At 72.0% G+C, this 24,153-nt stretch carries 17 protein-coding genes; 4 read left to right on the top strand and 13 right to left on the bottom strand.

Annotated elements, in window-relative coordinates:
* Positions 1–7: 7 nt before the first annotated feature.
* From BLT99_RS01500 to BLT99_RS01460, 9 genes are all read right to left on the bottom strand, one after another.
* Complete coding sequence (locus BLT99_RS01500) at positions 8–796, bottom strand: glucosamine-6-phosphate deaminase (protein ID WP_092668700.1); 789 nt, start codon at positions 794–796, stop codon at positions 8–10.
* A complete protein-coding gene (locus tag BLT99_RS01495; protein WP_092668698.1) occupies positions 781–1,719 on the bottom strand; it encodes an ROK family protein in 939 nt (312 codons plus the stop codon). Before BLT99_RS01495 ends, BLT99_RS01500 begins: the two co-directional genes overlap by 16 nt.
* Positions 1,716–3,305 carry a glycoside hydrolase family 3 protein gene (locus BLT99_RS01490; RefSeq protein WP_092668696.1) on the bottom strand — a complete coding sequence of 530 codons (1,590 nt, stop codon included), beginning with the start codon at positions 3,303–3,305 and terminating at the stop codon, positions 1,716–1,718. Before BLT99_RS01490 ends, BLT99_RS01495 begins: the two co-directional genes overlap by 4 nt.
* Positions 3,302–4,225, bottom strand: a complete 924-nt coding sequence (locus BLT99_RS17915; RefSeq protein ID WP_371874250.1) for a carbohydrate ABC transporter permease — start codon at positions 4,223–4,225, stop codon at positions 3,302–3,304. Before BLT99_RS17915 ends, BLT99_RS01490 begins: the two co-directional genes overlap by 4 nt.
* Positions 4,222–5,220 carry a carbohydrate ABC transporter permease gene (locus BLT99_RS17910; RefSeq protein WP_092668694.1) on the bottom strand — a complete coding sequence of 333 codons (999 nt, stop codon included), beginning with the start codon at positions 5,218–5,220 and terminating at the stop codon, positions 4,222–4,224. The genes BLT99_RS17915 and BLT99_RS17910 overlap by 4 nt, the downstream gene beginning before the upstream one ends.
* A gap of 78 nt (positions 5,221–5,298) precedes the next feature.
* Entirely contained in the window at positions 5,299–6,564 is a 1,266-nt protein-coding gene (locus BLT99_RS01475; protein ID WP_092668692.1) for an extracellular solute-binding protein, read from the bottom strand.
* 68 nt (positions 6,565–6,632) lie between these two features.
* The gene (locus BLT99_RS01470; RefSeq protein WP_371874251.1) at positions 6,633–7,829 is read right to left on the bottom strand and encodes an ROK family transcriptional regulator; all 1,197 of its coding nucleotides are present in this window, start codon (positions 7,827–7,829) and stop codon (positions 6,633–6,635) included.
* Positions 7,830–8,079: 250 nt separating this feature from the next.
* Complete coding sequence (locus tag BLT99_RS01465; protein ID WP_092668690.1) at positions 8,080–9,966, bottom strand: heavy metal translocating P-type ATPase; 1,887 nt, start codon at positions 9,964–9,966, stop codon at positions 8,080–8,082.
* 79 nt (positions 9,967–10,045) lie between these two features.
* Complete coding sequence (locus tag BLT99_RS01460; RefSeq protein WP_092668688.1) at positions 10,046–11,263, bottom strand: NADP-dependent isocitrate dehydrogenase; 1,218 nt, start codon at positions 11,261–11,263, stop codon at positions 10,046–10,048.
* A gap of 162 nt (positions 11,264–11,425) precedes the next feature.
* Between BLT99_RS01460 and BLT99_RS01455 the strand changes: the two genes are divergently transcribed.
* Positions 11,426–11,884, top strand: a complete 459-nt coding sequence (locus tag BLT99_RS01455) for a GNAT family N-acetyltransferase (protein ID WP_092668686.1) — start codon at positions 11,426–11,428, stop codon at positions 11,882–11,884.
* 35 nt (positions 11,885–11,919) lie between these two features.
* Positions 11,920–12,234 (top strand): MGMT family protein, encoded by a 315-nt coding sequence (locus BLT99_RS01450; RefSeq protein WP_092668684.1) that lies wholly within the window; start codon positions 11,920–11,922, stop codon positions 12,232–12,234.
* A 33-nt stretch (positions 12,235–12,267) separates the two neighbouring features.
* On the opposite strand, the gene BLT99_RS01445 is transcribed toward BLT99_RS01450, so the two are convergent.
* Positions 12,268–14,238, bottom strand: coding sequence for a sensor histidine kinase (locus BLT99_RS01445; RefSeq protein ID WP_092668682.1), 1,971 nt, complete (start codon positions 14,236–14,238; stop codon positions 12,268–12,270).
* Between the two features lie 5 nt (positions 14,239–14,243).
* Complete coding sequence (locus BLT99_RS01440) at positions 14,244–14,915, bottom strand: response regulator (RefSeq protein WP_197675516.1); 672 nt, start codon at positions 14,913–14,915, stop codon at positions 14,244–14,246.
* A 232-nt stretch (positions 14,916–15,147) separates the two neighbouring features.
* Between BLT99_RS01440 and BLT99_RS01435 the strand changes: the two genes are divergently transcribed.
* Both BLT99_RS01435 and BLT99_RS01430 read left to right on the top strand, forming a co-directional pair.
* Entirely contained in the window at positions 15,148–18,729 is a 3,582-nt protein-coding gene (locus tag BLT99_RS01435) for a DUF3376 domain-containing protein (protein WP_166670944.1), read from the top strand.
* Between the two features lie 175 nt (positions 18,730–18,904).
* A complete protein-coding gene (locus BLT99_RS01430) occupies positions 18,905–20,233 on the top strand; it encodes a type III PLP-dependent enzyme domain-containing protein (protein ID WP_092668678.1) in 1,329 nt (442 codons plus the stop codon).
* Between the two features lie 134 nt (positions 20,234–20,367).
* Here BLT99_RS01430 and BLT99_RS01425 read toward each other — a convergent pair whose 3' ends face one another.
* Both BLT99_RS01425 and BLT99_RS01420 read right to left on the bottom strand, forming a co-directional pair.
* Positions 20,368–22,176, bottom strand: coding sequence for an ABC transporter ATP-binding protein (locus tag BLT99_RS01425; RefSeq protein WP_092668676.1), 1,809 nt, complete (start codon positions 22,174–22,176; stop codon positions 20,368–20,370).
* Positions 22,173–24,005, bottom strand: coding sequence for an ABC transporter ATP-binding protein (locus BLT99_RS01420; protein WP_092675402.1), 1,833 nt, complete (start codon positions 24,003–24,005; stop codon positions 22,173–22,175). Before BLT99_RS01420 ends, BLT99_RS01425 begins: the two co-directional genes overlap by 4 nt.
* Positions 24,006–24,153 lie beyond the last annotated feature (148 nt).

Raw genomic sequence — 24,153 nt, 5'->3', positions numbered from 1 at the left:
GACGCCGTCAGATGCCCTGCCAGTCGGGCTTGTGCGTCCACGCGTGGCGGTAGTACGCCGCGTGGTCCAGGCGGGATGCCGCGGCCTCGTCGAGCACGACGGTGGCATGCGGATGCAGCTGGATGGCCGATCCCGGACGGCTCGCCGACAGCGGCCCCTCGACCGCGTCCGCGACGGCCTGCGACTTCGCCTCGCCGAACGCGAGCAGCACGAGGTGTCGCGCGCGCAGGATCGTGCCGATGCCCTGCGTGATGCAGTGCATGGGCACGTCGTCGGGTGAGTCGAAGAACCTCGCGTTGTCGGCGCGCGTCTCCTCGGTCAGCGTCTTCACGCGCGTGAGCGAGGCGAGGGAGGAGCCGGGCTCGTTGAACCCGATGTGCCCGGTGCGGCCGATACCGAGGATCTGCAGGTCGACGCCGCCGGCGGCCTGGATGGCGCGCTCGTAGTCGTCGGCTGCGGTGCGGATGGTCTCGGGTTCGCCGTTCGGCACGTGCACGAGTTCGGGCGTCAGGCCGAGGGGCTCGACCACCTCGCGTGCGATGACCGCGCGGTACGACTCGGGGTGACCCGACGGGAGCCCGACGTACTCGTCGAGGGCGAATCCGCGCACGCGCGCGACATCCGGCGCACCCTCGTCGGCGAGTCGGCGGGCGAGCGCGCGGTACGTCGAGAGCGGGGTCGAACCCGTCGCGAGGCCGAGCACGGCGTCGGGACGGCGCTCCACGAGCTCGACGATTGCGGATGCGACGAGCTCACCGGCCTCGGCCTCGTCGCGCACGATCACGACCTCTGCCACGCGGGCACCTCCGAATCCTCGCCGATGAGCGCAGCGCCGACCGCCGCGGCGGGGAAGCCGCGCGGGATCACCTGCACGCGGCGCGGCAGGTCGAGCGACGCGAGGAAGGCCGAGTCCGCCGCCCAGTCGTCCAGCACGCGGCGCGTTCCGGCGAGCAGCCGATCGCCGAGACCGGCCAGCCCGCCGCCGATCACGATGTCGTCGACGTCGGTGGTGAGCGCGAGCAGCCGGACCGCCGAGGCGACGCCCGTCAGGAACCGGTCGCGCACCTGAACGGCGGCGGGATCGCCCGCGTCGGCCCGGTCGAAGAGGTCGACGGCGGGATGGCGGCCCGAACCCGGCCAGAGCGCGGCGAGCGCGGAACCGGACGCGATCGTCTCGAGGCATCCGCGTTGTCCGCACGCGCAGAGCTCGCCCGCCGGGTCGACCGGGATGTGCCCGATCTCACCGGCGACGCCGCGCCGGCCGCGCAGCAGGTGCCCGTCGAGCACGATGCCGGCGGCGAGCCCGGTGCCGAGGTTGAGGTAGGCCATCGAGTGCGCGCGGATGCCGTCGGCGACGCCGAGCAGGTGGTGCGCGCCGAGCGCCGCCGCCTTCACGTCGTTCTCGACCCGCACGTCGACCCCGAGCCGATCCGCGAGCCGCGGGCCGAGGTCGAGACCCTCGAGGCCGAGATTCACGGCGTGCGTGACCCGGCCGGTGGCTGAGTCGACGGAGCCCGGGATGCCGATGCCGATGGAGCGGAACGCGTCGGGTTCGACGCCCGCGAGGTGCGACATCCGCTCGACCGTGCGCAGGGCCGTCTCGACGACGGCCTCGGCGCCGAAGCCCGTGGGCATGCGCACCTGGTCGCTCAGCTCGCCGTTCTCGCCCACCGCGACGGCCGCGGTCTTGGTGCCCCCGATGTCGATGCCGAGTCTCACGGCGCCTCCACCGGTGCGGACATCGGTGCCGATGCGGGTGCCGACCCGGACGCGGCGAGTGCGCGCTCGACCATGACGACGAACGCCTCGGCGACGGCGCGTGACGCGCCGAACGTCGAGATGTCGGCGAACGCCCGGTCGTCGCTCGGCCAACCCATGTCGACGGTCACGACGTCGGCGGCTCGCGTCTCGCGGAGGCGTGCGATGGCCGCGACCGCGAACGCATGGCGGTGCAGGTCCTTGCCCACGACGAGCACGGGCCCCTCGAGGGCGCCCGCGTCCCGGATCGGCGTCGTCGCGTCGAGCGCGACGACCTCGGCGTCGGCGAGCCACGCCGGCATCGTTCGCGCCCGATCGGAGTCGACCTCGGACCGGAGCGCGAACGGCCCCCACGGCACGTCGCCGACGGCGATGTTCGCCGCCGTGTCGACCCGCACGATCGTGCCGATGCGCCCCGCGCCGGCGAGGCGGTCGAGCACGCCGTCAGCGACGTCGAACGACGCGGCGATCCAGGCCCCGAGATCCATGGGGAGCTCGCCGGGCACGATCTGGGGTGAAGGGGTCTCGGATGGCGCGGGGTGCCGGCTCGCGAGCGAGCGCACGCGGGCCGCGGCATCCGCCACCCGCTCGACCGCGAGTCGCCCGGACGCCACGGCGTCCGCGATGGCGGCGACGATCTCCTCGAGCTGGGGCGCCGTGTTGCCGGTGCCGATGCACAGCAGGTCGCACCCGGCGACGAGCGCGCGCACGGCCGCCTCGGGGATGCCGTGCGCGCCGCTCGCCCCGGCCATGTCGAGCGCGTCGGAGACGATGACGCCCTCGAAGCCCAGCTCGCCGCGGAGCAGGCGCTGCAGGATGCGGGGAGACAGGGTGGCGGGCTGTTCCGCGTCGAGCTGCGGCAGCAGGATGTGCGAGGTCATGATCGAGCGGGTCCCGGCCGCGATCGCGGCGCGGAACGGTGCGAGCTCGCGCTCGCGGAGCTGCTCGAGGGGCAGGTCGACGACGGGCAGCGCGAGGTGCGAGTCGGTCGCGGTGTCGCCGTGGCCCGGGAAGTGCTTCGCGCTCGCGTCGATGCCCGCCGACTGCACGCCCTCGACCCACGCAGCGGTGTGATGCGCGACCGGCTCGGGCGAGGCACCGAAGCTGCGCACCCCGATGACCGGGTTGGACGGGTTGGAGTTGATGTCGGCGTCGGGTGCGAACGTCATGGTGCAGCCCACCGCGGCGAGCGCCTCACCGACCGCCCGACCGATCGACCGAGTGAGCGCCACGTCGTCGATGCGACCGAGCACGGCGTTGCCGGGGTACGGAGCGCCGCGGTCGGCGAACAGCCGGGTGACGTCGCCGCCTTCCTCGTCGATCGCGACGACCGCGTCGGGGTTCGCCTCGCGCAGCCGGCGGGTCAGGCCCGCGAGCTGCGCGGGCGACTGGACGTTCGTGCCGAACAGGCACACTCCGCCGAGGCCCTGGCCCAGCAGCTCGACCAGCCAGGCGGGCGCGTCGGGCCCCTCGAAGCCGGGCAGCAGGGTCGTGAGGATGTCGCGGCGCAGGCCGTCGCCCGCACCGCCCCGGATCTCGGTGCTCATCCTTTGACGGCTCCGCTCACGAGCCCGCTCGTCATGCGCCCCTGCACGAACAGGAAGAACACGATCACGGGGATGGCCATCAAGGTCGAGCCTGCCATGATCGCCGCCCAGTTCGTGGTGCCGTTGGCGACGAGGAAGGTGCGCAACCACACCGGCAGCGTCATCATGTCGGGCCTGGCGTTCAGCACGAGCGCCATGACGAACTCGTTCCACGCCTGGATGAAGCCGAACACGCCGGTCGCGACGAGGCCCGGCGCGAGCAGCGGGAACGTCACCCGCCAGAAGGCGCCCGCGCGGGAGCATCCGTCGATCATCGCCGCCTCCTCGAGGTCGACCGGGATGCCGTCGACGAATCCGCGCAGCGTCCAGATCGTGAACGGCAGCACGGTGGCGACGTACACGATCGTCAGGCCGATGAGCGTGTTGAGCAGGTGCCATCCGTCGATGACCCGGAAGATCGAGACCATCATCGCCTCGCCCGGGATCATCTGGATCACGAGGATCACGATGATGAACAGGCGGCGGCTGCGGAACCGGAACCGGGTGACGGCGAGCGCCGCGAGGAAGGCGAACACGAGGGCGATCACGACCGTGGTGATGGTCACGATGAGGGAGTTCGCGGCCGCGGGCAGGAACGGCGTGCGGCCCGGGTCGAAGAGCACGGTCTCGTAGTTCCGGAGCGTGAAGTTGTCGGGCCAGAAGTGGATCTCGGACCCGCGGATCTCGTTGTTCGGCTGGAACGACGTGTTCACCATCCAGTAGACGGGGAACGCGAACAGCACGAAGAGCACGACGGAGAGCACGCTGTACCCGATCGTCGCCATTCGGGTGCGACGCCGGCCGGGCCGGGCCGCGGCCGCCCGATCCTCGCGGCGACCCGGCGCGGCGGCCTGCAGGCCGGGGGTGATGGCGGCGGTCACAGTTCCTCCTCCTTGATCACCTGACGGATGTAGTAGAGCGACACGGTCATGATGATGATCGCCGTGATCACCGCGATCGCACCGCCCGCGCCGAAGTCGCCGCCCGCGATCGAGACCTGGTAGATGTACACGCCGAGCGTGTTGGTCAGCTCCCGGATGCCGCCGATGTCCTGGAGCGCGAAGATCTGCGTGAACACCTTGAGGTCCCAGATGATCTGCAGGATCGTCGTGATCAGGAAGATCGGCTTGAGGTACGGGAAGATGATGAGCCGGAACCGCTGGATGCCGCCCGCGCCGTCGAGCTGGGATGCCTCGAGCACCTCGTCGGGCACCTGCGTGAGGCCGGCGTAGAGTGCGAACGCGACGAACGGCACGGCACCCCAGACGATGACCACACCCGCGACCAGGAAGAAGCTCAAGGGCTCGATGAGCCACGAGTGCTGCGTGAACTGCTCGAGCCCGAAGGTGTTCACGAGCACGTGGTTGATCACGCCGTAGTCGGTGTCGAACATCCAGCCCCACACGATCGTCGCCGACAGCGGCGGCATCGCCCAGGCCAGCAGGAGGCCGATCGAGAGGAGCAGGCGGAAGCCCTTGGGCAGCCGCTGGAGCAGCAGGGCGATGAGCGTGCCGAGCACCATCGTGATGACGACGCATCCCGCGGCGAAGACGAGGCTGCGGCCGAGCACCTCGTAGAACGTGGTGTCGGTGAGCACGTCGACGTAGTTCTCGAACCACACCCAGGTGGGCGGGGCGCCGAACACCTGGGCCCGGCCGAACTCCTGCATCGAGGTGACGACGAGCTGGATGAGGGGCCAGCCGACGATCAGCCCGAGGACGATCGTGGCCGGGACGAGGAGGGCGTACGGGGTCAGTCCCCCGGATCGGCGGCCGCGGCGGCGGCTCGAGCCCGGGTCGCGGGGCTGCGGCGCCGTGAGGCGCTCGCCCTCGACCGAGCTCACGGCCGGCGTGAGGCCGGCGTCGGTGGTGGTCATCTGCAATCTCCTGCGTCGCACATGGGCAGGGTGCGGCCGCACCGCCATTCTGCGCGCGGCCGCACCCGATCGGAACGATCAGCCGTTGAGGATGTCCTCGATCTTCTGGTCGGCCTCCTCGGCGAGCGACGCGACGTCGCCCCCCTGCGCGATCTTGACGAAGAGGTCCTGCAGGATGCCCGCGGCCTCGACGTCGGCCCACTTCGGCGAGGCCGGGGTGAGCTTGGCGTTGCCGGCGGCGGCCGCGATCGCCTGCGCGACCTCGTCGGTGCCGAGCGTGTCGGCCAGCGAGAGCTTGGCGGGCACGAGGCCGTTCTCGCCGTAGATCGTCTGGAACTCGTCGGACAGGATGATCTTCAGCGCGTCGAGCGCGAGCTCGGGGTGCTGCGACTTCGCCGAGATGCCGACGTTGGAACCGCCCGCGAAGACCTGCGCCGCGCCGCCGTCCGCGCCGGGGAGGGCGTAGACGCCGAGGTTGGCCTCCTGGTCGGGGCAGCCCGGGGTCTCGGCGTCGGTCGGTGCGAGGATCGACCACTTGACCCAGCTCGGAGCGGACAGCTGCAGCGTGGTGCCGTCGCAGAAGCCGACCTGCGGGTTGGTCTCATTGCCGTCCTTGGGCGCGAGCGACGCTTCGGTCATGACCTGCTGGACCTGCTCGAGCCCGGCGATCGACTCGTCGCTCGAGAGCTGGGCGTCCCATCCGTCGCCGTCGGGCACGGCGACCTCGCCGCCGTTCTCCCAGATGTACGGGAGGGCGTTGTACCAGTCCTGGCCGGGCCACCAGATGCCCGACTTGCCGGGGTTCGCGTCGGCGAGCGCGATGCCCTGCTCGATGTACTGGTCGAGCGTGGTGGGCGCCTCGAGCCCGGCCGCGGCGAGTGCGTCCTTCTTGTAGAACACGAGCCGCGAACCGGCATAGAGCGGGGCGGCGTAGAACTTGTCGTCGTACGAACCCGCCTCGACGAAGCCGGGCAGCAGGTCGTCGCCGCCGAGCTCGTCGTAGTGCTCGGTGAGGTCGAGGAATGCCCCCGCCGACGTGAACGCCGCCGCCTGGGTGTTGCCGACCTCGACGATGTCGGGGCTGTCGGAGCCCGAGAGGCTCGTGGTGAGGCGGTCGACGAGGCCGTCCCACGACTGCTCCTCGATGACCAGCGTGGAGTCGGGGTGCTCCTCCTCGAACGTGCTCTCCAGGTACTCGCGCGCCTCGTCGGGCGTGTCGGTGCCGACCAGCCAGACGCGGATCTCGGCGCCCTCCTCGGAGGCGGCGTCGCCTCCGGAGGTGGCGCACCCGGCGAGGGTCAGCGCTGCCACGGCGCCGAGCGCCGCGATGCCGAGTTTCCTCATTGCGTGGTTTCCTTTCATAGGGCGAGGGTGGGAGCGGGGCGCCGCCACCCTTGGTGCGGGGTGGGGCCCTACGAGACCCCGAGTTGTCCGGACAGGACCATGACCGCCGCGCCGCGCAGGACGATGTCCTGGCCGTGCGCGGTCATCCGGAGCCTCAGATCGCGGTGGTGTTCCGCCATCGTCCGTATCCGGAGTGTCTCGACGGTCGCTTCGAGCAGCGGACCGTCAAGCAGTTCCGCCGGTCCGCTGACGACGACCTCGGAGAGGTTCAGCGCACCGACGACGGGGGCGAGCACGATGCCGAGGCGTCGGCCCGCTTCCCGCAGGGTCTCTTCACGAGCGGATGCCGCGGCATCCGTGTCGCCGAGCCGGTCGAGCTCGGCCGTCAGCCGGGGTACGGCCAGCCAGGCCTCGAGGCAGCCGTGCCTGCCGCACACGCAGCGCGGGCCGCCGTCGGTGCCGACCATGACGTGGCCGATCTCGCCCGCGGCCGAACCGGCGCCCAGCACGGGACGGCCGCCGACGATGAGGCCGGCGCCGACACCGTGGCCGACCTTGATGAGGATGAGGTCGCCGGGCGCACTGGCGTGCTCGGCGAGGACGGCGACGTTCGCGTCGTTGGCGACGTGCACGGGGAGGTGGAAGACGGCGGCGAGGCGCTCCTGCAGCGGCAGGTCGGTCCAGCCGAGGTTGGGGGCCGAGTGCACGACGCCGTTCGGCTCCACGATGCCGGGCGAGCCGACGCCGATGCCGAGCACACGCGCGGTCGTGAGGGCGAGGAGCCCGTCGAGGAGCTCGATCACGAGCTGGACGGCGTGCTCGCCCGTGGCGCCGTCGAGCGCGACCTCGGCCTGCGCGACGATGCTCCCGTCGAGGTCGAGCACCGCACCGCGGAACCGGGTGTGCTCGGACAGGTCGACCGCGACGACGTGGAAGCCCGTGCGGTCGATGTCGATGAGCGTGGCGGGCTTTCCCGGTCGGGCGTCCTCGCGCTGGCCGAGCTCGACCACGAGGCCCTCGGCGATGAGCTCGGCGACGAGGTCGGACACGGTGACGCGCGTCAGGCCCGTCTCGCGCGCGACATCCGCTCGGCTCTGGGCGCCCTGGGTGTAGAGCGTCTGCAGCACGAGGCTGCGGTTGTGGCTGCGTGCGTGCTCGGGGAGCACCTTGCCGGAGGCTCGCAGGGCTCGACCGGCGAAGAGGGGCACTGCGCCGGCCGAGGCGGGCGCGGGGGCCGGGGGTCGCGAGGCATCCGTTACGGTCACGTTTGTTAGTAAACCTTACGAACAAACTCTCCGCAAGACTTCGTTACCTCACCGTGACCTCGGCAGCGCGCCACTCTCCCGTCCGAGAGAGGTCGCACGTGGTCGGTCGCACCCGCCATCCCCGACCACTCGCGACGGCGTGCCCCAGACGCCCGCCGGTCCCGCGACGAGAAGTCGCACATGGCGGCCCGCACGCACCATCCGCGACCTCTCGATCGGTCGAACCGACGACGGCCGGCCGGCGCGCCGCCTAGCGAGCGGATGTCGCGGCGTACTCGGGCACGGGCGCCGATGCCGCGGCGTCACGCCGCCCGCCGATCGCGCGGAGCGCGGCGAGGATCGCCGCCAGGTCGACGAACTCCTGCAGGAGCGCGCCCGCCGTCGCCGGGATGAAGCCGAACGCCGCCACGAGCATCAGTCCGACGCTCACGATGATGCCGAGCCAGATGCTCTGCAGGGCGATGCGCACGGTGTCGCGGCCGATCTCGACGGCCTTGGCGGTGCGCGAGATGTCGTCGACGAGGATCACGGCGTCGGCGGACTCGCTCGCAGCCGTCGCGCCGCGCGCGCCCATCGCCACCCCGATGTCGGCCGCGGCGAGCACGGGCGCGTCGTTCACGCCGTCGCCGACCATGATCACCGGGCGCTCGGCGATTGCCGAGACCTCCTGCACCTTGTCGGCGGGGAGGCACTCGGCGCGCACCCGCTCGAGGCCGAGCTCGGCCGCGATGTGGTCGGCCGTCGCCTGCGCGTCGCCCGTGAGCATCATGGTGTGGCGCACGCCGAGCCGATCGAGTCGCTCGAGCGTCGCACGGGCGTTGCCCCGCAGCCGGTCGCGTGCGAGCAGGGCGCCCGCGAATCGGCCGTCGACGGCGACGTACACGGCGAGCTCGCCCGGCGAGATCTCGGTACGGCGCGCCTCCGGCGCCCGTTCCCGCACGTAGGCGAACTTGCCGACGGTCACGTCGCGACCGCCGATCCGGGCCGTCACGCCGTTGGTCGCCGATTCGCGAGCCCATTCGCCCTCGACGAGTCGCAGGCCCCGATCGGTCGCGGCCTGCATGATCGAGGCGGCGAGGACGTGCGAGGAGTACTGCTCCGCCGAGGCGACGAGCACCAGCAGCTCATCCGACCCGAAGCCCGGTTCGGTGCGCACGGCGACGAGTTCCGGCTCGCCGTGTGTGAGCGTTCCGGTCTTGTCGAACACGGCGGTCTTCGCCCTGGCGAGCTGCTCGAGCACTCCCCCGCCCTTGACGATGATCCCGTTGCGCGCCGCCCGGCTCATCCCGCCGATGAACGCCACGGGCGCGGCGATGAGCAGCGGGCACGGCGTCGCGAGCACGAGCACCTCGGCGAAGCGCACCGGATCGCCCGACACCCACCACGCGACGCCCGCGAGCAGCAGCGAGAAGACCGTGAAGGGCACCGCGTAGCGGTCGGCGAGTCGCACGACGGGGGCCTTGCTCGCGGCGGCCTCGGCGACGAGCGCCACGATCTGCTGGTACTGGCTGTCGGCCGCACGTGCGGTCGCCGTGATCTCGACGGCGACGGGCCCGTTGACGGACCCGCTCAGCAGCTCGTCGCCGGCACTCTTCTCGACGGGAACGCTCTCGCCGGTGATCGACGACTCGTCGACCGACGTCTCGGCCGAGCGCAGCTCGCCGTCGACGGGAACGATCTCGCTCGGTCGCACGAGCAGCACGTCTCCCGGTCGGACCTCGTCGACCGGGACATCCTCGAAGTGGTCGTCGACGACACGATGCGCGCGCTGCGGGGCCCGAGCGAGCAACGCGTCGAGTTCGCGCTTGGCCCGTCGGTCCGCGTAGTCCTCGAGCGCCTCGCCGCCCGTCAACATGAGCACGACGATCAGTGCCGCGACGTACTCGCCCACGGCGACGGTCGCGACGAGGGCGGTGACGGCGAGGATGTCGAGACCCCAGTGCCCGCCCAGGATGTCCCGCACCATCCCGACGGCCTGCCAGGCCGCGATGCCGAGCGCGTAGATGCTGAAGATCCAGGCGACGAGCCAGCCCTGCCCCGTGAGCGCGAGGACGATGCCCAGCACCCCGATCCCGAGCGTGAGCGCGACGATCGGGTATCGGCGGATGAGGCGCAGCGGCCGGGCAGCACGTGCCATGCCCTCCATCCTCCCCCGGATACGGCGGACGGGCCGGATGCACGTGGCATCCGGCCCGTCCGAGCCGCGAAGGGACCGGCTACGCCGCGAGGCGCGCCTTGAGGTTCGCGTCGATCGTGTCGAGGAACTCCTCGGTCGTCTGGTACGCCTGGTCGGGCCCGACGAGCAGCGCGAGGTCCTTGGTCATGGCACCCGACTCGACGGTCTCGATGATCACGTCCTCGAGCGTGTGCGCGAAGTCGATGAGCTCCTGGTTGCCGTCGAGCTTGCCGCGGTGCGCGAGCCCGCGCGTCCAGGCGAAGATCGAGGCGATCGGGTTCGTCGAGGTGGGCTTGCCCTGCTGGTGCTGGCGGTAGTGGCGCGTCACCGTGCCGTGGGCCGCCTCGGCCTCGACGACGCTGCCGTCGGGCGTGGTGAGCACCGAGGTCATGAGGCCGAGCGAGCCGAAGCCCTGCGCGACGGTGTCGGACTGCACGTCGCCGTCGTAGTTCTTGCACGCCCAGACGTAGCCGCCCTCCCACTTGAGGGACGCGGCGACCATGTCGTCGATGAGGCGGTGCTCGTAGGTGAGGCCGGCCTCGTCGAACTTCGCCTTGAACTCGGTGTCGAAGACCTCCTGGAAGATGTCCTTGAAGCGGCCGTCGTAGGCCTTCAGGATCGTGTTCTTCGTCGACAGGTACACCGGGTAGTTGCGGGCGAGGCCGTAGTTCAGCGACGCCCGCGCGAAGTCGCGGATCGAGTCGTCGAGGTTGTACATGCCCATCGCGACGCCCGAGCCGGGCGCCTGGAAGACCTCGAAGGACTGCGGCTCGGAGCCGTCCTTCGGGGTGAAGGTCATCGTGAGGGTGCCCTCGCCCTCGAACTTGAAGTCGGTCGCGCGGTACTGGTCGCCGAACGCGTGGCGGCCGACGATGATCGGCTTGTTCCAGCCGGGCACGAGCCGCGGGATGTTCGAGATGATGATCGGCTCGCGGAAGATCACGCCGCCGAGGATGTTGCGGATCGTGCCGTTCGGCGAACGCCACATCTTCTTGAGGCCGAACTCCTCGACGCGCGCCTCGTCGGGCGTGATCGTCGCGCACTTGACGCCGACGCCGTGCTTCTTGATCGCGTTGGCCGCGTCGACCGTGATCTGGTCGTCGGTCTCGTCGCGCTTCTGGATGGAGAGGTCGTAGTACTCGAGGTTCACGTCGAGGTACGGGTGGATGAGCTGGTCCTTGATGGCCTGCCAGATGATGCGGGTCATCTCGTCGCCGTCGAGTTCGACGACGGTGCCTTCGACCTTGATCTTCGACAAGGGGCGGTCTCCTTGGGATCTCGTGGGATTGCTTGGGAAGCGAGGAAGTCTCGGGGGTGTCCGACACGCCGCCTGCCAGCTTACCGCTTCGGCTGGATATCTCGACATCGAGAGAATTCCCGGCCTATCCGACGCGCCGACCGAACGGTTAGGCTGCGATGCATGGCAGAACTGCGACTGGAAGAACTGAACGCGACGAACATCGTGGCCGCGAACAACCTGTCGCTCAAGCCCGGGCAGGAGCAGTTCCTCGCCCCCGTCACCTACGCCGCCGAGACCGCGGTCGTGAACCCCGCCACCGCGTGGCAGCGGGTCGCCCTCAACGGCGATCGCGTCGTCGGGTTCATCCACGGCAACTTCGACCCCGACAACGCGCACGAGGAGTTCCGCGCCTGCATCTGGCGCATCAACGTCGACGCCGAGGTGCAGGGCAAGGGCGTCGGCCGGTTCCTCGCGCACGCGCTCGCCGAGGAGGCGAAGCGTCGCGGATTCCACCGCATCACCGTGCTCTGGGAGCCCGGCGACCAGGGCCCCGGCGAGTTCTTCCACCGCATCGGCTTCCGTGACGTCGGCGAGACGCAGTACGGAGACGTCATCGGCGCGCTCGAGCTGAAGAGCTGAGCGCGCCCGGGCCGCGCACGGTCGAGGGGCGACGGATGCCGCGACATGGCGAGGGCTTCGTCGACGCCGTCCTCGCGGTGGTCGACGACATCCCGCCCGGCCACGTCATGACCTATGGCGACGTGGCCGCGACGCTCGGCTCGCGGGGCGCGCGCGCCGTCGGCCAGGTCATGGCACGCTACGGCGGCGACGTGCCGTGGTGGCGCGTCGTCCGCGCGGGCGGGCGTCCACCGGCGGGCCACGCCGAACGGGCTCGGTCCCACTACGCCGACGAGGGCGTCCCGATCCGCCCCGTCGACGACGAGGACGGCTACCGGATCGACCTGGCCGCCTGCCGCTGGCGCGGCTGAACCGCGCGTTCGTGCAGGGGCGCGATCCCGCGATCAGACGTCGGCCGGAGTTCCGATGCCACCGGGCGCGAGGCCCGATGCGGCGCCCGCCTTGGCGTCGTCGGGCGACGGGTCGCCCGACTCGGCGGCCACCAGCAGCCCCGCCCCGGCGAGCGAGCGGGGGCGCTCCTCGGGACCGGAGCCCCCGCCCTCGGTGTCGGCGAGCTCGCGGGACTCGACGGGTGGGAGTTCGAGCGGCATCCGCACGGTCACGGTGGTGCCCGCGCCGCGCGGGCTCTCGAGCGTGATCGAGCCGCCGACGGCGTCGATGCGGTCGGCGATGCCGATCACGCCGGTGCCGGCGTCGAGCGACGCGCCGCCGATGCCGTTGTCGCGCACCGAGATCACGACCTCACCGCCTTCCCGGTACGCCCGGACCCACGCCCGGGTCGCCTGGGAGTGCTTGGCCACGTTCGCCAGCGACTCGGCGACGGCGAAGTAGGCCGTCGACTCGATGAGCTCGGGCAGCCGCCCCTCGGCCTGGACGTCGACCTCGACGGGCACCGGGCAGCGGCCGGCGAGCTCGGGCACCGCGAGCGCGAGCCCGCCCTGCGAGAGCAGGCTCGGATGGATGCCGTGCGCGAGCTCCCGGAGTTCGCGCAGGCCCTGGTTGAGCGTGTGGATGCTGGCCTCGAGCTCGGTCGCGAGCTCGTCGTGCCGAGCCTGGCGCGCGGTGTTCGCCGCGAGACGCAGGCGCATGCCGAGCGAGACGAGCTGCTGCTGGGCACCGTCGTGCAGGTCGCGCTCGATGCGCCGCCGAGCCTCGACGCCGGCTTCGACGATGCGCTGGCGTGACTGGCGCACCTGCTCGAGCGTGCGCTCGACCTCAGTGCGGAGCCGGCCGTTGTCGACCGAGAGCCTGAGCGCGCTCGAGACGCCGTCGAGCAGACGCATGTTGTCGGTGAGGGCCCGGTCGTGCCGGATGAGCGCGATCGGCAGACCCGTGGGCGACGCCACGGGGAGGATGCTGTGCCCGCCACCCGGGTCGGCGGAGTCGATGGGCTCCCCCGCGGCGTCGGCGTAGCGGCCGCGCTCCTCGTCCCACCAGTACACGCGGACGCTCTCGTCGCGGAGCGCGCGCGCCAGCGACTCCGCCCAGAGGCCCCGATCGGCTCCCTCACGGGTGACGCGCATGAGGTCGGCGACCCGGGCGCGCATGTTCCGAGCGTGCGCGACGCCGGCGACGAAGCTCACCGGAACCGCGGCCATCGCGATGAGTGCCACCGTGAGCAGCACGGTATCGGCCGTGTCGGAGAGCGCGTACGCCGCCGCTTGGATGACGGCCATGACCGCCCACGCGATGAGCGCGATGGGCATGAGGAATGCGACCGCGCGTGCCGGCACGCTGCCGCGCACCCACCGCACGAGCAGCCTGACCGCGATGGCGAGCACCAGTGCGGACCCGACGACCCGGTACCCGACCTCGACCAGCCACAACAGCTCCGGCGCATCCGCGATCTGGTAGGGGTTCGGCGCGCAGGCGCACCCCTCCACGGAGTCGGCCCCGGCGAGCGTGACCACGCCCAGGAGGTAGATGACCGAGATGCCGAGGGCGAGGGCCGCGACGGTGCGGTCGAATCGGTCGGCCAGCCAGCCGCGCGGATAGACCAGCACGAGGATGCCCGCGACCACGGCCCAGCCGAGGTGGACTCCGCGCACGATGGGCCAGAGCCATCCGATCGGGCCGATGACGTAGTAGAAGAAGGTCAGCGGGATCCAGAGCACGACGAACAGGATCATCAGGCGCGCCGGCACCGGATTCGGCCCGATCGCCCAAGCCACACCGGCGCAGGCGGCGAACACGATCGGCACGAACGCGTGCAGGGTCGTGTACGAGACCTCGGGGAGCGCGTCCGGCGGCGTGGCGAGGAAGCCCCAGATCTCCATCGTGAGGCTCAGCGCGATCACGGCCGCGATCGTGGCGCTCCGCCGCGCGACCTCACCTCGGCGCTCGGACGCCATCATGCCGCCTACCTCTGGCCGAGGAGCGTGAGCACCGCGAGCACGCGGCGGTGATGCTCCGGCGACTCCTCGAGATCGAGCTTCTGCAGGATGCTGCGGACATGCGTCTCGACGGTCTTCAGCCCCAGGAACAGGGTCTGCGCGATGCCGCCGTTGGAGTAGCCCTGCGCCATGAGCTCGAGCACCGACCGCTCGCGTTCGGTCAGGCGCGCGAGCGGGTCGTCGGCGCGCGTGCGCTGGACGAGCTGCTCGACGACCTCGGGGTCGACGACCGAGCCGCCCGACGCCACCGTCTGCACGGCGCGCACGAGCGTCTGCGGCTCGGAGACGCGCTCCTTGAGCAGGTAGCCCGTGCCGCTGCCGGCGCCCATGACGCGCAGCGCGTACTCGGGCGTCGCGTACATCGACAGCAGCAGCACGCCCATCTGGTCGCCGCGCTCGCGGATGCGTTCGAGCGCGACGATGCCCTCGTCGCGGTGCGTCGGAGGCATGCGGATGTCGAGGACCGCCGCGTCGAGGTCGAGCTGGTCGATCGCGTCGAGGAGCTCGTCGGCCGTGCCGACCGAGGCGACGACCTCGAGTCCCCCGCCCTCGAGCACCTTGGCGATGCCCTCGCGCAGCAGCAGCGCGTCATCGGCGATCGCGACCTTCAGGACGCGTTCGTCCCCGACCTGTGACATCAGCACCTCCGCTCGAAGGCGCGCGCGAGTCCTCGACGTCGATGCGCCGCCCTCTCGTGAGGCTACTCCTGGCAGGGCGTACCGCGCCGGGTCCCAGTTCTGGGGACAACTCGTACCGGGGGGAACCCGGATGCACGCGAGGCCCGGGTCTGCCACGCTGGGATCATCCCGCGTGCCCGCCCATGCGCGCGGCCCGACCACGGCGCGCCTGCGCCACCACCCGAGGAGCGCCATGGTCCTGCCCGATGCCGTCGAGGTCTCGTCCGAAGGCCCCGTCACCACCTCGACGCGCCGCGTGCGCGTGGTGGTCGTGCGCCCGGGCGAGCGGGTCGAGGAGGTCGCCGCGCGCCATCCGGGCGCCACGCCCTCGTTCAACCGGACCCTGCGCGTGGCACTCGCCATGCGCGGCGGCGTGAGCCTCGCGGTGTGGATCGGAGGCGCCGTCGCCGAGCTCGACCTCCTGCGCCGCATCCGGCTCCACGACGTCGGCGACGAGACCCTCGCGCTCGTGCCCGAGACGGCCGAGCGGCCGCTGACGCCGCCGGTCCTCGCCCGCCTGCAGGCGTACGCCGAGTTCCTCGACGCGGCGGGCTACGACCGAGTCGAGTTCGACCTCCTCGCGGGCGCGAGCGCGGGCGGCCTGAACGCGGTCGTGTACGCGGTCGCCCAGCGCGCCGGCACCGGCCTCGACGGGCTCCTGCGCGTCTGGGGGCGCGTCGGCGGTTTCTGGGGACTGCTGCACCCGCCCGGGGCGCGCGGGATCCTCGCGCTCATGCAGGGCGAGGACTACTTCCGCGCCCAGACGCTCACGGCGCTCCGCGACATCTACGACACGACCGACCGGCATCCCGACCTCGTCTCGCCGTACACGGGCGTCGACCTCTCGGCGACCGTCATCGACGCGCGCGACGAGTTCGAGGAGGATGCGAACGAGGGGCGCGGCCACTTCCACTTCGTCGGCAGCGACGAGCACCTGCTCGACAACCGCATCCCGCGACGGCTCGACGACCTCGACGAGACCCGGCTGAGCGACGACCACGCCAGCCTCTCGCGGCTCGCGCTCGCGGCCCGGTCGACGTCGTCGCTGCCGGGCGGCTTCGAGCCCGCGCAGATCGACTCGACGACGGGCGCGGCCGGTGAGCCGCAGGACGCCGAGGCGCGCGGCATGCGGTTCGCCTTCGCCGCGCACCGCGACGAGCCCGGGACGCCGTACCGCATCGTCGACGGCGCGGTGTTCGACAACGTCCCGATCGAGCGCGCGCTCCGCTCGGCCCGCTCGCGGGTGTCCGATCGACGCGCCGACCGGGTCATGCTGTTCCTCGACCCCGAACCCGACCCGCCCGTCGGCGGCGCCACGGAGTGGGACCCGAACGCGTCGCGCTTCTTCCGCGCGATCGGCGCGATGGTGTCGCGGCAGTTCCGCCGCGAGTCGGTCGCGCGCGAGGTCGCCGAGCTCGAGCGCTTCAACGCCGAACGCGAGGTCGCCGCCGCGCGCCTCGACAGCGCGGCCCCGCTCATCGCCGCGGCGTCCTGGTCGCACGACGCCATCCACGAGCGGCGGCGCGCGTACGTGCGCGCCCTCGGCACCGACCTCGCCGAGCACCTCGCCGCCACGGTGTCGGCACCGAGCCTCTGGCAGCTCACGTCGTCGCTCCCCGGACGGCGGCGCTACCGGCCGATCCCCCGGATCCGACTGACGGGCCTCGCCGCCGTCGCGAGCGAGCGCTTCGGGTCGCTCAGGGTCGCCGAGACGACGGCGGTCTCCCGATCGCCGCTGGCCCTCGCGGATGCCGCGAACTGCGTGCTGGCCTGGGCCCGCGCGCTCGAGGCGCTGCCGGCCGAGCGGGGCTCGCGCCGCGGGCTCGCGCTCACCGAGGTGCGCGAGGCGGCCTACGGCGCCCTGACCCAGGCGATCCGCTGGCGTGACCAGCTCACGGCGCGCGTGCTCGAGCTCACCGACGAGGCGGCGGCGCGCGACGCCGACCCGACCGGCGCCGACTTCGACGCGTGGGTCACGACGTGGCTCGCGGCATCCGCTCGCATCAAGGCGCCCGAGATCTGGAGCCAGCTCGACACCGCCGTCGCGCGGCTGAGGCTCCTCACCGCGCGCGTCGAACAGGAGGCCGAAGCCGGTCGGCGCCAACTGACGCCGGCGTGGCTCGGATCGGCGTGGCGCCCGCTCGGCGCGACCACCGCCCTGGCGGCCGCCGACCTGCCGCCGCTGTACCACTCGGCGGGCATCCCCGCCGCCCTGTCGCACGTGCGGTACTGGGCGATCGGCGTCGACGAGGCACCCGCCGACCCGGGCGGCTTCCGCTCGCTCGCGCGCGACCGCTGGTACGGGATCCTCGGTCGAGTGCTGCGCACCCCGGGCATCACGCCGGCGAGGGCCGCGGCCGAGGTGCGGCGCGCGTCCGAGCACGTCGCGCTCGACCGCCAGTCGAAGCTCGCCGGGTACGGCTTCGGCAACTTCCTCGGCTTCCTCGCGCGAGCGTGGCGGGTCAACGACTGGTGGTGGGGCCGGCTCGACGCCGCCGCGGGCATCGCCCGGTTCTTCACGGCGCTCGAACCCGAGGCGGTGATGACGGATGTCGCGGTGCGCCGCCTGCAGGACGCCGTGCTCGCCGAGTCCGACGACCCGGCCGTCGCGGCCGAAGGCCTGTCACCGCTCGAGCCGGTGACACCCGCCCCCGGGCCCGCTGCGGTCGCGGGTGCGGCTGCGGCGGATGGCGCGACAGCACGCGCCCCGCGAACGCGTCGCGAGCGGCTCCGCGCCGGAACCGACACGATCCTCGACCTCGCACCCGCATACCGCTTCGCGATCGCCTCGCGCACGGTGCGCCTCATCGACCGGGTCATCGTCCAGCCCGTCGGCAAGGGGATGTGGTGGATCGCCCAGGCCCTGCTCGCCCTGGTGCGCCCGCTCCTGGTCGCGGTGCCGGCCGTGTTCGATCCACCCCGGCTCGCGCTCGTCGCGGCGTTCGTCGCCGCCGTGGCGTGGCCGCTGACGTGGGAGCCCGTCGAACTGCCCGAGGTCGGCTGGCTGGTCGGGCTCAGCCTGGTCGGCGCGGGCGCGATCGTCGCGATCTGGGCCGGCGTGATCTCGACGCAGCGGCACTGGCGCCGCGTCGCGGAGGCGATCGGCGGTGAGCTCGGCGGGGTCGCCGAGGCCGCGCGCATCGTCGCCCGCAAGCGGGCCTACGTGATGGCGGGCGTCGCGACGGCCAGCGTCGTGCCGCTCGTGATCGCCCTGCTGCAGAGCAACTTCCTGCTCATCGTGCTCTGCGTCGGGGTCACGGCCGTGCTCGGCGCGATCGCCAAGCGGCTGGCGTCGTCGGCACGTCGCACGCCCGTTCCGGGACGCGACCGTCGCACCATCGCGATGGTCGTCGTGTTCGGCCTGCTCGGCGGGGTCCTGCCCCTTGTCCAGCTCGCGTGGGACCTCGTCGGCGACCTGCCGCCGTGGCTGGCGCCCGAGGAGCGCTGGAATCTCCTGGTGCTCGCCGTCGGCGCGGCGGCCGTGACCATCACGCTCACCGTCGGCTGGCTGCGCATCGGCCGGACGGCCGCGCAGGTCGCGGCGACGAGGGGCGTCGATTGGATCACGGTGACCGTGGCCTCCGTCGCCGTCGGAGCCGGCGCGCACTGGCTCGCCACCGACTTCTTCACGATCGGCATCGCCGACCTGCTGGCCGACGTCATCGCGGCCGCCGCGTTCATCGTGGCGTGGGCCAACGTGGTCTGGTGGATGCCCGACCTGGTGCGGCGCATCCCCGAGGCCGACGACCGCGTGGAGCGCGCGCCGCTGGACTGATCCGCACCCGTCCGGCCGCGGCTTCCGGCCGATCAGGGCTCCCACCGATCGGATTCGAGTGACCGCACCGACCGTATTCGGGTGACTGCCCCGATCCGCGCCGCACGCCGCCCTGCGAGGCTCTGGGCATCCTCATTCAGGCGCAACCCGCGCCCCGCTCGGAAGCCGCAGTCCCATGAGCATCGTGCACCCGCTCCCCCTCGACCGGACGGCCGTCCCGGCACCGGCGCGTCCGCGCAGGACCGACCGCCGCCGGTTCCGTCTCGCGACGGGCGCGCTGCCCGAGCTGCCGCCGCACCGTGAGCGCGTGCGTCGCGAACTCGCCGCGTATACGTCCCGCGTGCACCTCGCCGAACTCGTCCGCGAGCACGGCTCGCCGCTGTTCCTGCTCGACACCGACCGGATCACGACCCAGCTGCTGCGGCTGCGCGGTGCGCTGCCGCACGTCGCCATCCACTTCGCCACGTCCGCGCTGCCCCACCCGGCGGTGCTGCGCGCCGTGCATGCGTTCGGCGCATCGTTCGCCGTGGCCTCGCGCGGCGAGCTCGACCTGCTCGAGCGGCAGGGCATCGCGGTCGAGGGATGCCTCCACACGCATCCCGTGAAGACGGTCGCCGACATCACCGGCGCGTACCTTCGCGGCATCCGCACCTTCGTCATCGACAGCCCGTCGGAGATCGGCAAGTTCGCCGGCCTCAAGAGCGACGACCTGGGCGTGCTCATCCGGCTCTCGTTCCCGAACCCCGGTGTGAAGTCGGACCCCTCCCCGAAGTTCGGCGTGACGCCCGAGGATGCGCCCGCGCTCGTCGAGCGCTGCATCGCCTCGCGCCTGCCCGTGCGCGGCTTCACGTTCCACGTCGGCAGCCAGACGACCTCGGCCGAGCCATGGCGCCGCGCGATCGCCGCGGCGCTGCGGCTCATGCACGACCTCGAGGCCCGTCACGACCTGCGCTTCGACATGCTCGACATCGGCGGCGGGTTCCCGGTCGCGTACGACGAGCCCGTCCCGCCGTTCGCTGAGATCGCCCGCGGCATCCGCTCGGCCCTTGCCGCCGTGCCGTCGAACGTGCGCGTCATCGTCGAACCCGGCCGATTCGTCGCCGCTCCCGCGATGACGCTCGTCACCCGGGTGATCGGCACGAACGATCGACCCGACGGCCGCTGGCACTATCTCGACCAGGGCCTGCGCGGCGCGTACTCGAACATCCCCGCTGAGGACGTGAATGCGCTGCTCTTCGCCGCCGCGGAGCTCGGCGTGCAGCCGCTCGGCGACGACGCCGCCGAACGCGCGACCCGCCGCATCCTCACGCGGACGCGCGTGCCCGTCACGCTCGCCGGGCCGACGTGCGACCGCGTCGACGTGATCGCACGTCGCACGCCGCTGCCGCCGCTGGCCGACGGCGACCTGCTCGTCTCCCCCATGATGGGCGCCTACACCTGGGCCGCAACGACGGGGATCACCGGCGTCGCGCCGACGCCGGTGGTGGTCCTGCCGCACGGCTGACGGCACCTGTCCGTTTCAGGAACACGGAAGCTCCTCAGGACGCGATCCGGCGATGCGTCCTGAGTAGCTTCCGTGTTCCTGAAACGGTGAGCGAGCGGATGGCGCGAGCGCGAGCCCGCGCCATCCGCCGCCGCTCACACCAGCGAGTCGCGCCAGGCCGCGTGCAGGGCCGCGAAGCGACCCGTTCCGGCGATGAGCTCGGCCGGCGAGCCGTCCTCGACGATGCGCCCGTGCTCCATGACGAGCACGCGGTCGGCGATCGCGACCGTCGAGAGGCGGTGCGCGATGATCACCGCCGTGCGGTCGGCCAGCAGGGTCTGCAGGCCCTCCTGCACCATCCGCTCGCTCGGGATGTCGAGCGACGACGTCGCCTCGTCGAGGATCAGCACCGAGGGGTCGGCCAGGAACGCGCGCGCGAACGAGATCAGCTGGCGCTGACCCGCCGAGACGCGACCGCCCCGCTTGTTCACGTCGGTGTCGTACCCGTCGGGGAGGCCCTCGATGAACTCGTGCGCCCCCACCGCCTTCGCGGCCGCGACGATCTCGTCGGGCGTGGCATCGGGCTTGCCGAGCGCGATGTTGTCGGCGACCGACCCCGAGAAGAGGTACGCCTCCTGCGTGACCATGACGATCGCGCGGCGCAGGTCCTTCGGGTGGAGCCGGCGCAGGTCGACGCCGTCGAGCTCGACCACGCCGTCACTCGGGTCGTAGAACCGGGCGATGAGCTTGGCGAGCGTGGACTTGCCGGCGCCGGTCGAGCCCACGAGCGCGATGGTCTGGCCCGCGGGCACGTCGAGGTCGAACCGCGGCAGCACGATCCGATCGCGGGTGTAGGCGAACTCGACGCCCTCGAAGCGCACGTGCCCGTCCGCCGTCCAGAGGTCGACCGGCTCGGTCGGGTCGGGCACGCTCGGCTGCTCCTCGAGCACGCCCGAGATCTTCTCGAGGGCCGACGCGGCCGACTGGTAGGAGTTGTAGAACATCGCGAGCTCCTCCATCGGGTCGAAGAAGCGCTTCGTGTAGAGCACCGCGGCGAGCAGCACGCCCACCTCGAGCGCGCCGTCGACGACGCGGAATCCGCCGATCAACAGCACCGCCGCGACCGCGACGTTGCCGATGAGTGCGAGCGACGGGTTGTAGACCGCGAAGAGGCCGAGGACGCGCGCGTTGACGTCGCGGTATTCCTCGGTGAGCGCGCCGAACTCGCGCTCGTTGCGACGCTCCTTGCGGAACGCCTGCACCGCGCGGATGCCCGTCATGGTCTCGACGAACTGCACGATGAGCGTCGCGCTGGCCACGCGCGAGCGCCGGAAGAGCCGCTGCGACCGCATCTGGAACCACCGGGTGAGCAGCGCGAGCGGCACGAGCGTCGCGACGAGCACGAGGCCCGACAGCCAGTCGAGCCACACGAGCGCGATCGCCGTGAACACCATGTAGAGCACGCCGCGGACGAGCTGGTTGATGCCCTCGTCGAGCAGCTCGCGGATCGCGTCGAGGTCGCTCGTCTGCCGCGAGATGATGCGTCCCGACGTGTACGACTCGTGGAACTCCAACGACAGCTTCTGCGTGTGGAGGAACACGCGCGTCCGCAGGTCGATGAGCACCGCCTGGCTCACGCGCGCGGCCAACCGGATGTACCACGCGATGAGGAAGGCGCCGACCGTGCCGGTCAGCAGGTACGCGACACCGGCCAGGCCGACCGGCAGCCAGTCCTGCTGCAGCAGCGCCGGCAGACCGCGGTCGATGCCGTAGGCGATGATCGCCGGACCGGCGACCTGCGCGCCCGTGGACACCAGCACGATGGCCAGCGTGAGCCACAGCTGCGGCCGAAGCGGACGCAGCAGCGAGCCCAGCAGGCGCAGGCTGCGCGCCCGGAGCCAGCGGGACTCCGCCTTGGTGTACTCATGGCGCTCCTCGCCCTGCACGCCGGTCACGGTGCTCATCGGATCGCCTCCTTCCGGTCGTCCGCATTCGCGGCGGCGTCGGCCGCCTGCATCAGTTCGTCGTCGTCGATCAGGTCGGATTCCTCGACCCGGGCGCGGCGCTGCTCGTCCTCGAGGCTCGAGATGACGAACCGGTAGTGCTCGGACTCGCGGAGGAGCTCCGAGTGGGTTCCGACCGCCGTGATCCGGCCGTGCTCGAGCAGCGCGACCCGGTCGGCGAGCATGACCGTCGACGGCCGGTGCGCCACGATCAGCGCGGTCGTGTCGGCGAGGACCGTGCGCAGCTCGGCCTCGACCTTGGCCTCGGTGGCCACGTCGAGCGCCGACAACGGGTCGTCGAGCACGAGCACCGCGGGATTCGCGGCGACCGCGCGAGCGAGCGCGAGGCGCTGTCGCTGGCCGCCCGAGAGGCTCATGCCCTCTTCGCCGACCTTCGTGTCGACGCCGTCGGGCAGGCGGTACGCGAACCCGGCCTGGGCGATGCGAAGTGCCTCGTCGAGGACGCGTTCGGCCTCGGCCGCGACATCCGGGTCGGATGCCGCGTCGCCCGTCAGCTCGGGACGACCGAGCAGCACGTTCTCGCGCACCGACGCCGAGAACAGCGTCGCGTCCTCGAACGCCATGGCCACGTGGCGGCGGAGCTCCTCACGGCTCAGCGCCCGGACGTCGACGCCGTCGAGGGTCACCGAGCCGCCCGTCACGTCGTAGAGCCGCGTCGTGAGCGCCGTCATCGTGGTCTTGCCCGAGCCCGTCAGGCCGACGAGCGCCATCGTCTCGCCGGGCCGGAGCACGAGATCGACCCCGTCGAGCAGGTCGGCGAAGCGGTCGGGCGAATCCTGGTAGCGGAAGTGCACGTCGTTGAACGCGAGCTCGCCGCTCGGCCGCTCGACGGCGACGGGGCGATCCGGGTCGGTCACGGTGTTCTCGCTGTCGAGGATGTCGAAGAACCGGTCGGTCGCCGTGCGCGCGTCGAGCGAGAACGCGAGCAGGAAGCCGATCGACTCGATCGGCCAGGCGAGCACCGCCGCGGTCGCGAAGAACGCGACGAGCTGGCCCACCGAGAGCTCGCCCTGCGAGGCGAGCCACACGCCGACCACGAGGCAGATCGCGAGCGCGACGGTCGGGACCAGCAGGATCCAGACCCAGATGTTCGCGTCGAGCCGCGCCTTCTCGATCTCGGTGGAGCGCAGCTGCTCGGCCCGAGCCCGGAACGACGTGAGCGCGTGCTTGCCGCGCCCGAACGCCTTGAGCACGCGGATGCCGTGCACCGACTCCTCGACCGCCGTGGCGAGGTCGCCCGACTGGTCCTGGCTGCGGCGGGAGACCTCGGAGTAGCGGCCCTCGAAGCGGTAGCCGACGATCCACAGCGGCACCGAGCACACGAGGAACACGAGGCCGAGCACCCAGCTCATCGAGATGAGGATGACCGCGCCGACGATGATCACGAGGAAGTTGCCCACCAGCAGCACGAAGCCGAACGCGAGCCACCGCCGGACGAGGCTGAGGTCGCTCACGGCGCGCGAGAGCAGCTGGCCGCTCGGCCACCGGTCGTGGAAGCTCACCGGGAGATCCTGAAGCTTGGCGTACAGCGCGTTGCGCATGCGCGCCTCGACGCGCGTGGTCGGCGTGAGCACGAGCCAGCGCCGCAGCGCGAACATGGCCGCCTCGCCGACCCCGAGTGCGAGCACGAGCAGCGACAACGGCACGACCGCGCTGCGGTCGCCATCGGCGAGCGGGCCGTCGACGATCGACTCGAGCACCTGCGGGATCGCGAGCGCGATCAGCTGCGCGACGAGGTACGCGGCCGTGCTCGCCACGATCGCGGGCATCGCCGGACCGACGTACTCGCGAAGGCGCCAGAGGGCGCGCACCGTGCCGATGCGCTGCTCATGCGGTGGATGGGACGGGTGGATGGCGGTCACGCCGGGTCCTTCCGGAAAGCGCGACGGGTCACGTCGATGCGACCTCGTCGGATGG

Origin of the sequence: Agromyces flavus (assembly GCF_900104685.1) — a bacterium.
In the GTDB taxonomy this organism is placed as follows: domain Bacteria; phylum Actinomycetota; class Actinomycetes; order Actinomycetales; family Microbacteriaceae; genus Agromyces; species Agromyces flavus.
The sequence above is the reverse complement of the archived record's forward strand: the minus strand, read 5'-3'. Positions and strand labels throughout refer to the sequence as shown.

Coding starts and splice junctions, on each gene's coding strand:
- BLT99_RS01490 (WP_092668696.1), bottom strand. CDS start 3,305: ATGAGCACCGAGATCCGGGGCGGTGCGGGCGACGGCCTGCGCCGCGAC.
- BLT99_RS17910 (WP_092668694.1), bottom strand. CDS start 5,220: ATGACCACCACCGACGCCGGCCTCACGCCGGCCGTGAGCTCGGTCGAG.
- BLT99_RS01475 (WP_092668692.1), bottom strand. CDS start 6,564: ATGAGGAAACTCGGCATCGCGGCGCTCGGCGCCGTGGCAGCGCTGACC.
- BLT99_RS01465 (WP_092668690.1), bottom strand. CDS start 9,966: ATGGCACGTGCTGCCCGGCCGCTGCGCCTCATCCGCCGATACCCGATC.
- BLT99_RS01455 (WP_092668686.1), top strand. CDS start 11,426: ATGGCAGAACTGCGACTGGAAGAACTGAACGCGACGAACATCGTGGCC.
- BLT99_RS01450 (WP_092668684.1), top strand. CDS start 11,920: ATGCCGCGACATGGCGAGGGCTTCGTCGACGCCGTCCTCGCGGTGGTC.
- BLT99_RS01445 (WP_092668682.1), bottom strand. CDS start 14,238: ATGATGGCGTCCGAGCGCCGAGGTGAGGTCGCGCGGCGGAGCGCCACG.
- BLT99_RS01440 (WP_197675516.1), bottom strand. CDS start 14,915: ATGTCACAGGTCGGGGACGAACGCGTCCTGAAGGTCGCGATCGCCGAT.
- BLT99_RS01435 (WP_166670944.1), top strand. CDS start 15,148: ATGGTCCTGCCCGATGCCGTCGAGGTCTCGTCCGAAGGCCCCGTCACC.
- BLT99_RS01430 (WP_092668678.1), top strand. CDS start 18,905: ATGAGCATCGTGCACCCGCTCCCCCTCGACCGGACGGCCGTCCCGGCA.
- BLT99_RS01425 (WP_092668676.1), bottom strand. CDS start 22,176: ATGAGCACCGTGACCGGCGTGCAGGGCGAGGAGCGCCATGAGTACACC.
- BLT99_RS01420 (WP_092675402.1), bottom strand. CDS start 24,005: ATGCCCGCGATCGTGGCGAGCACGGCCGCGTACCTCGTCGCGCAGCTG.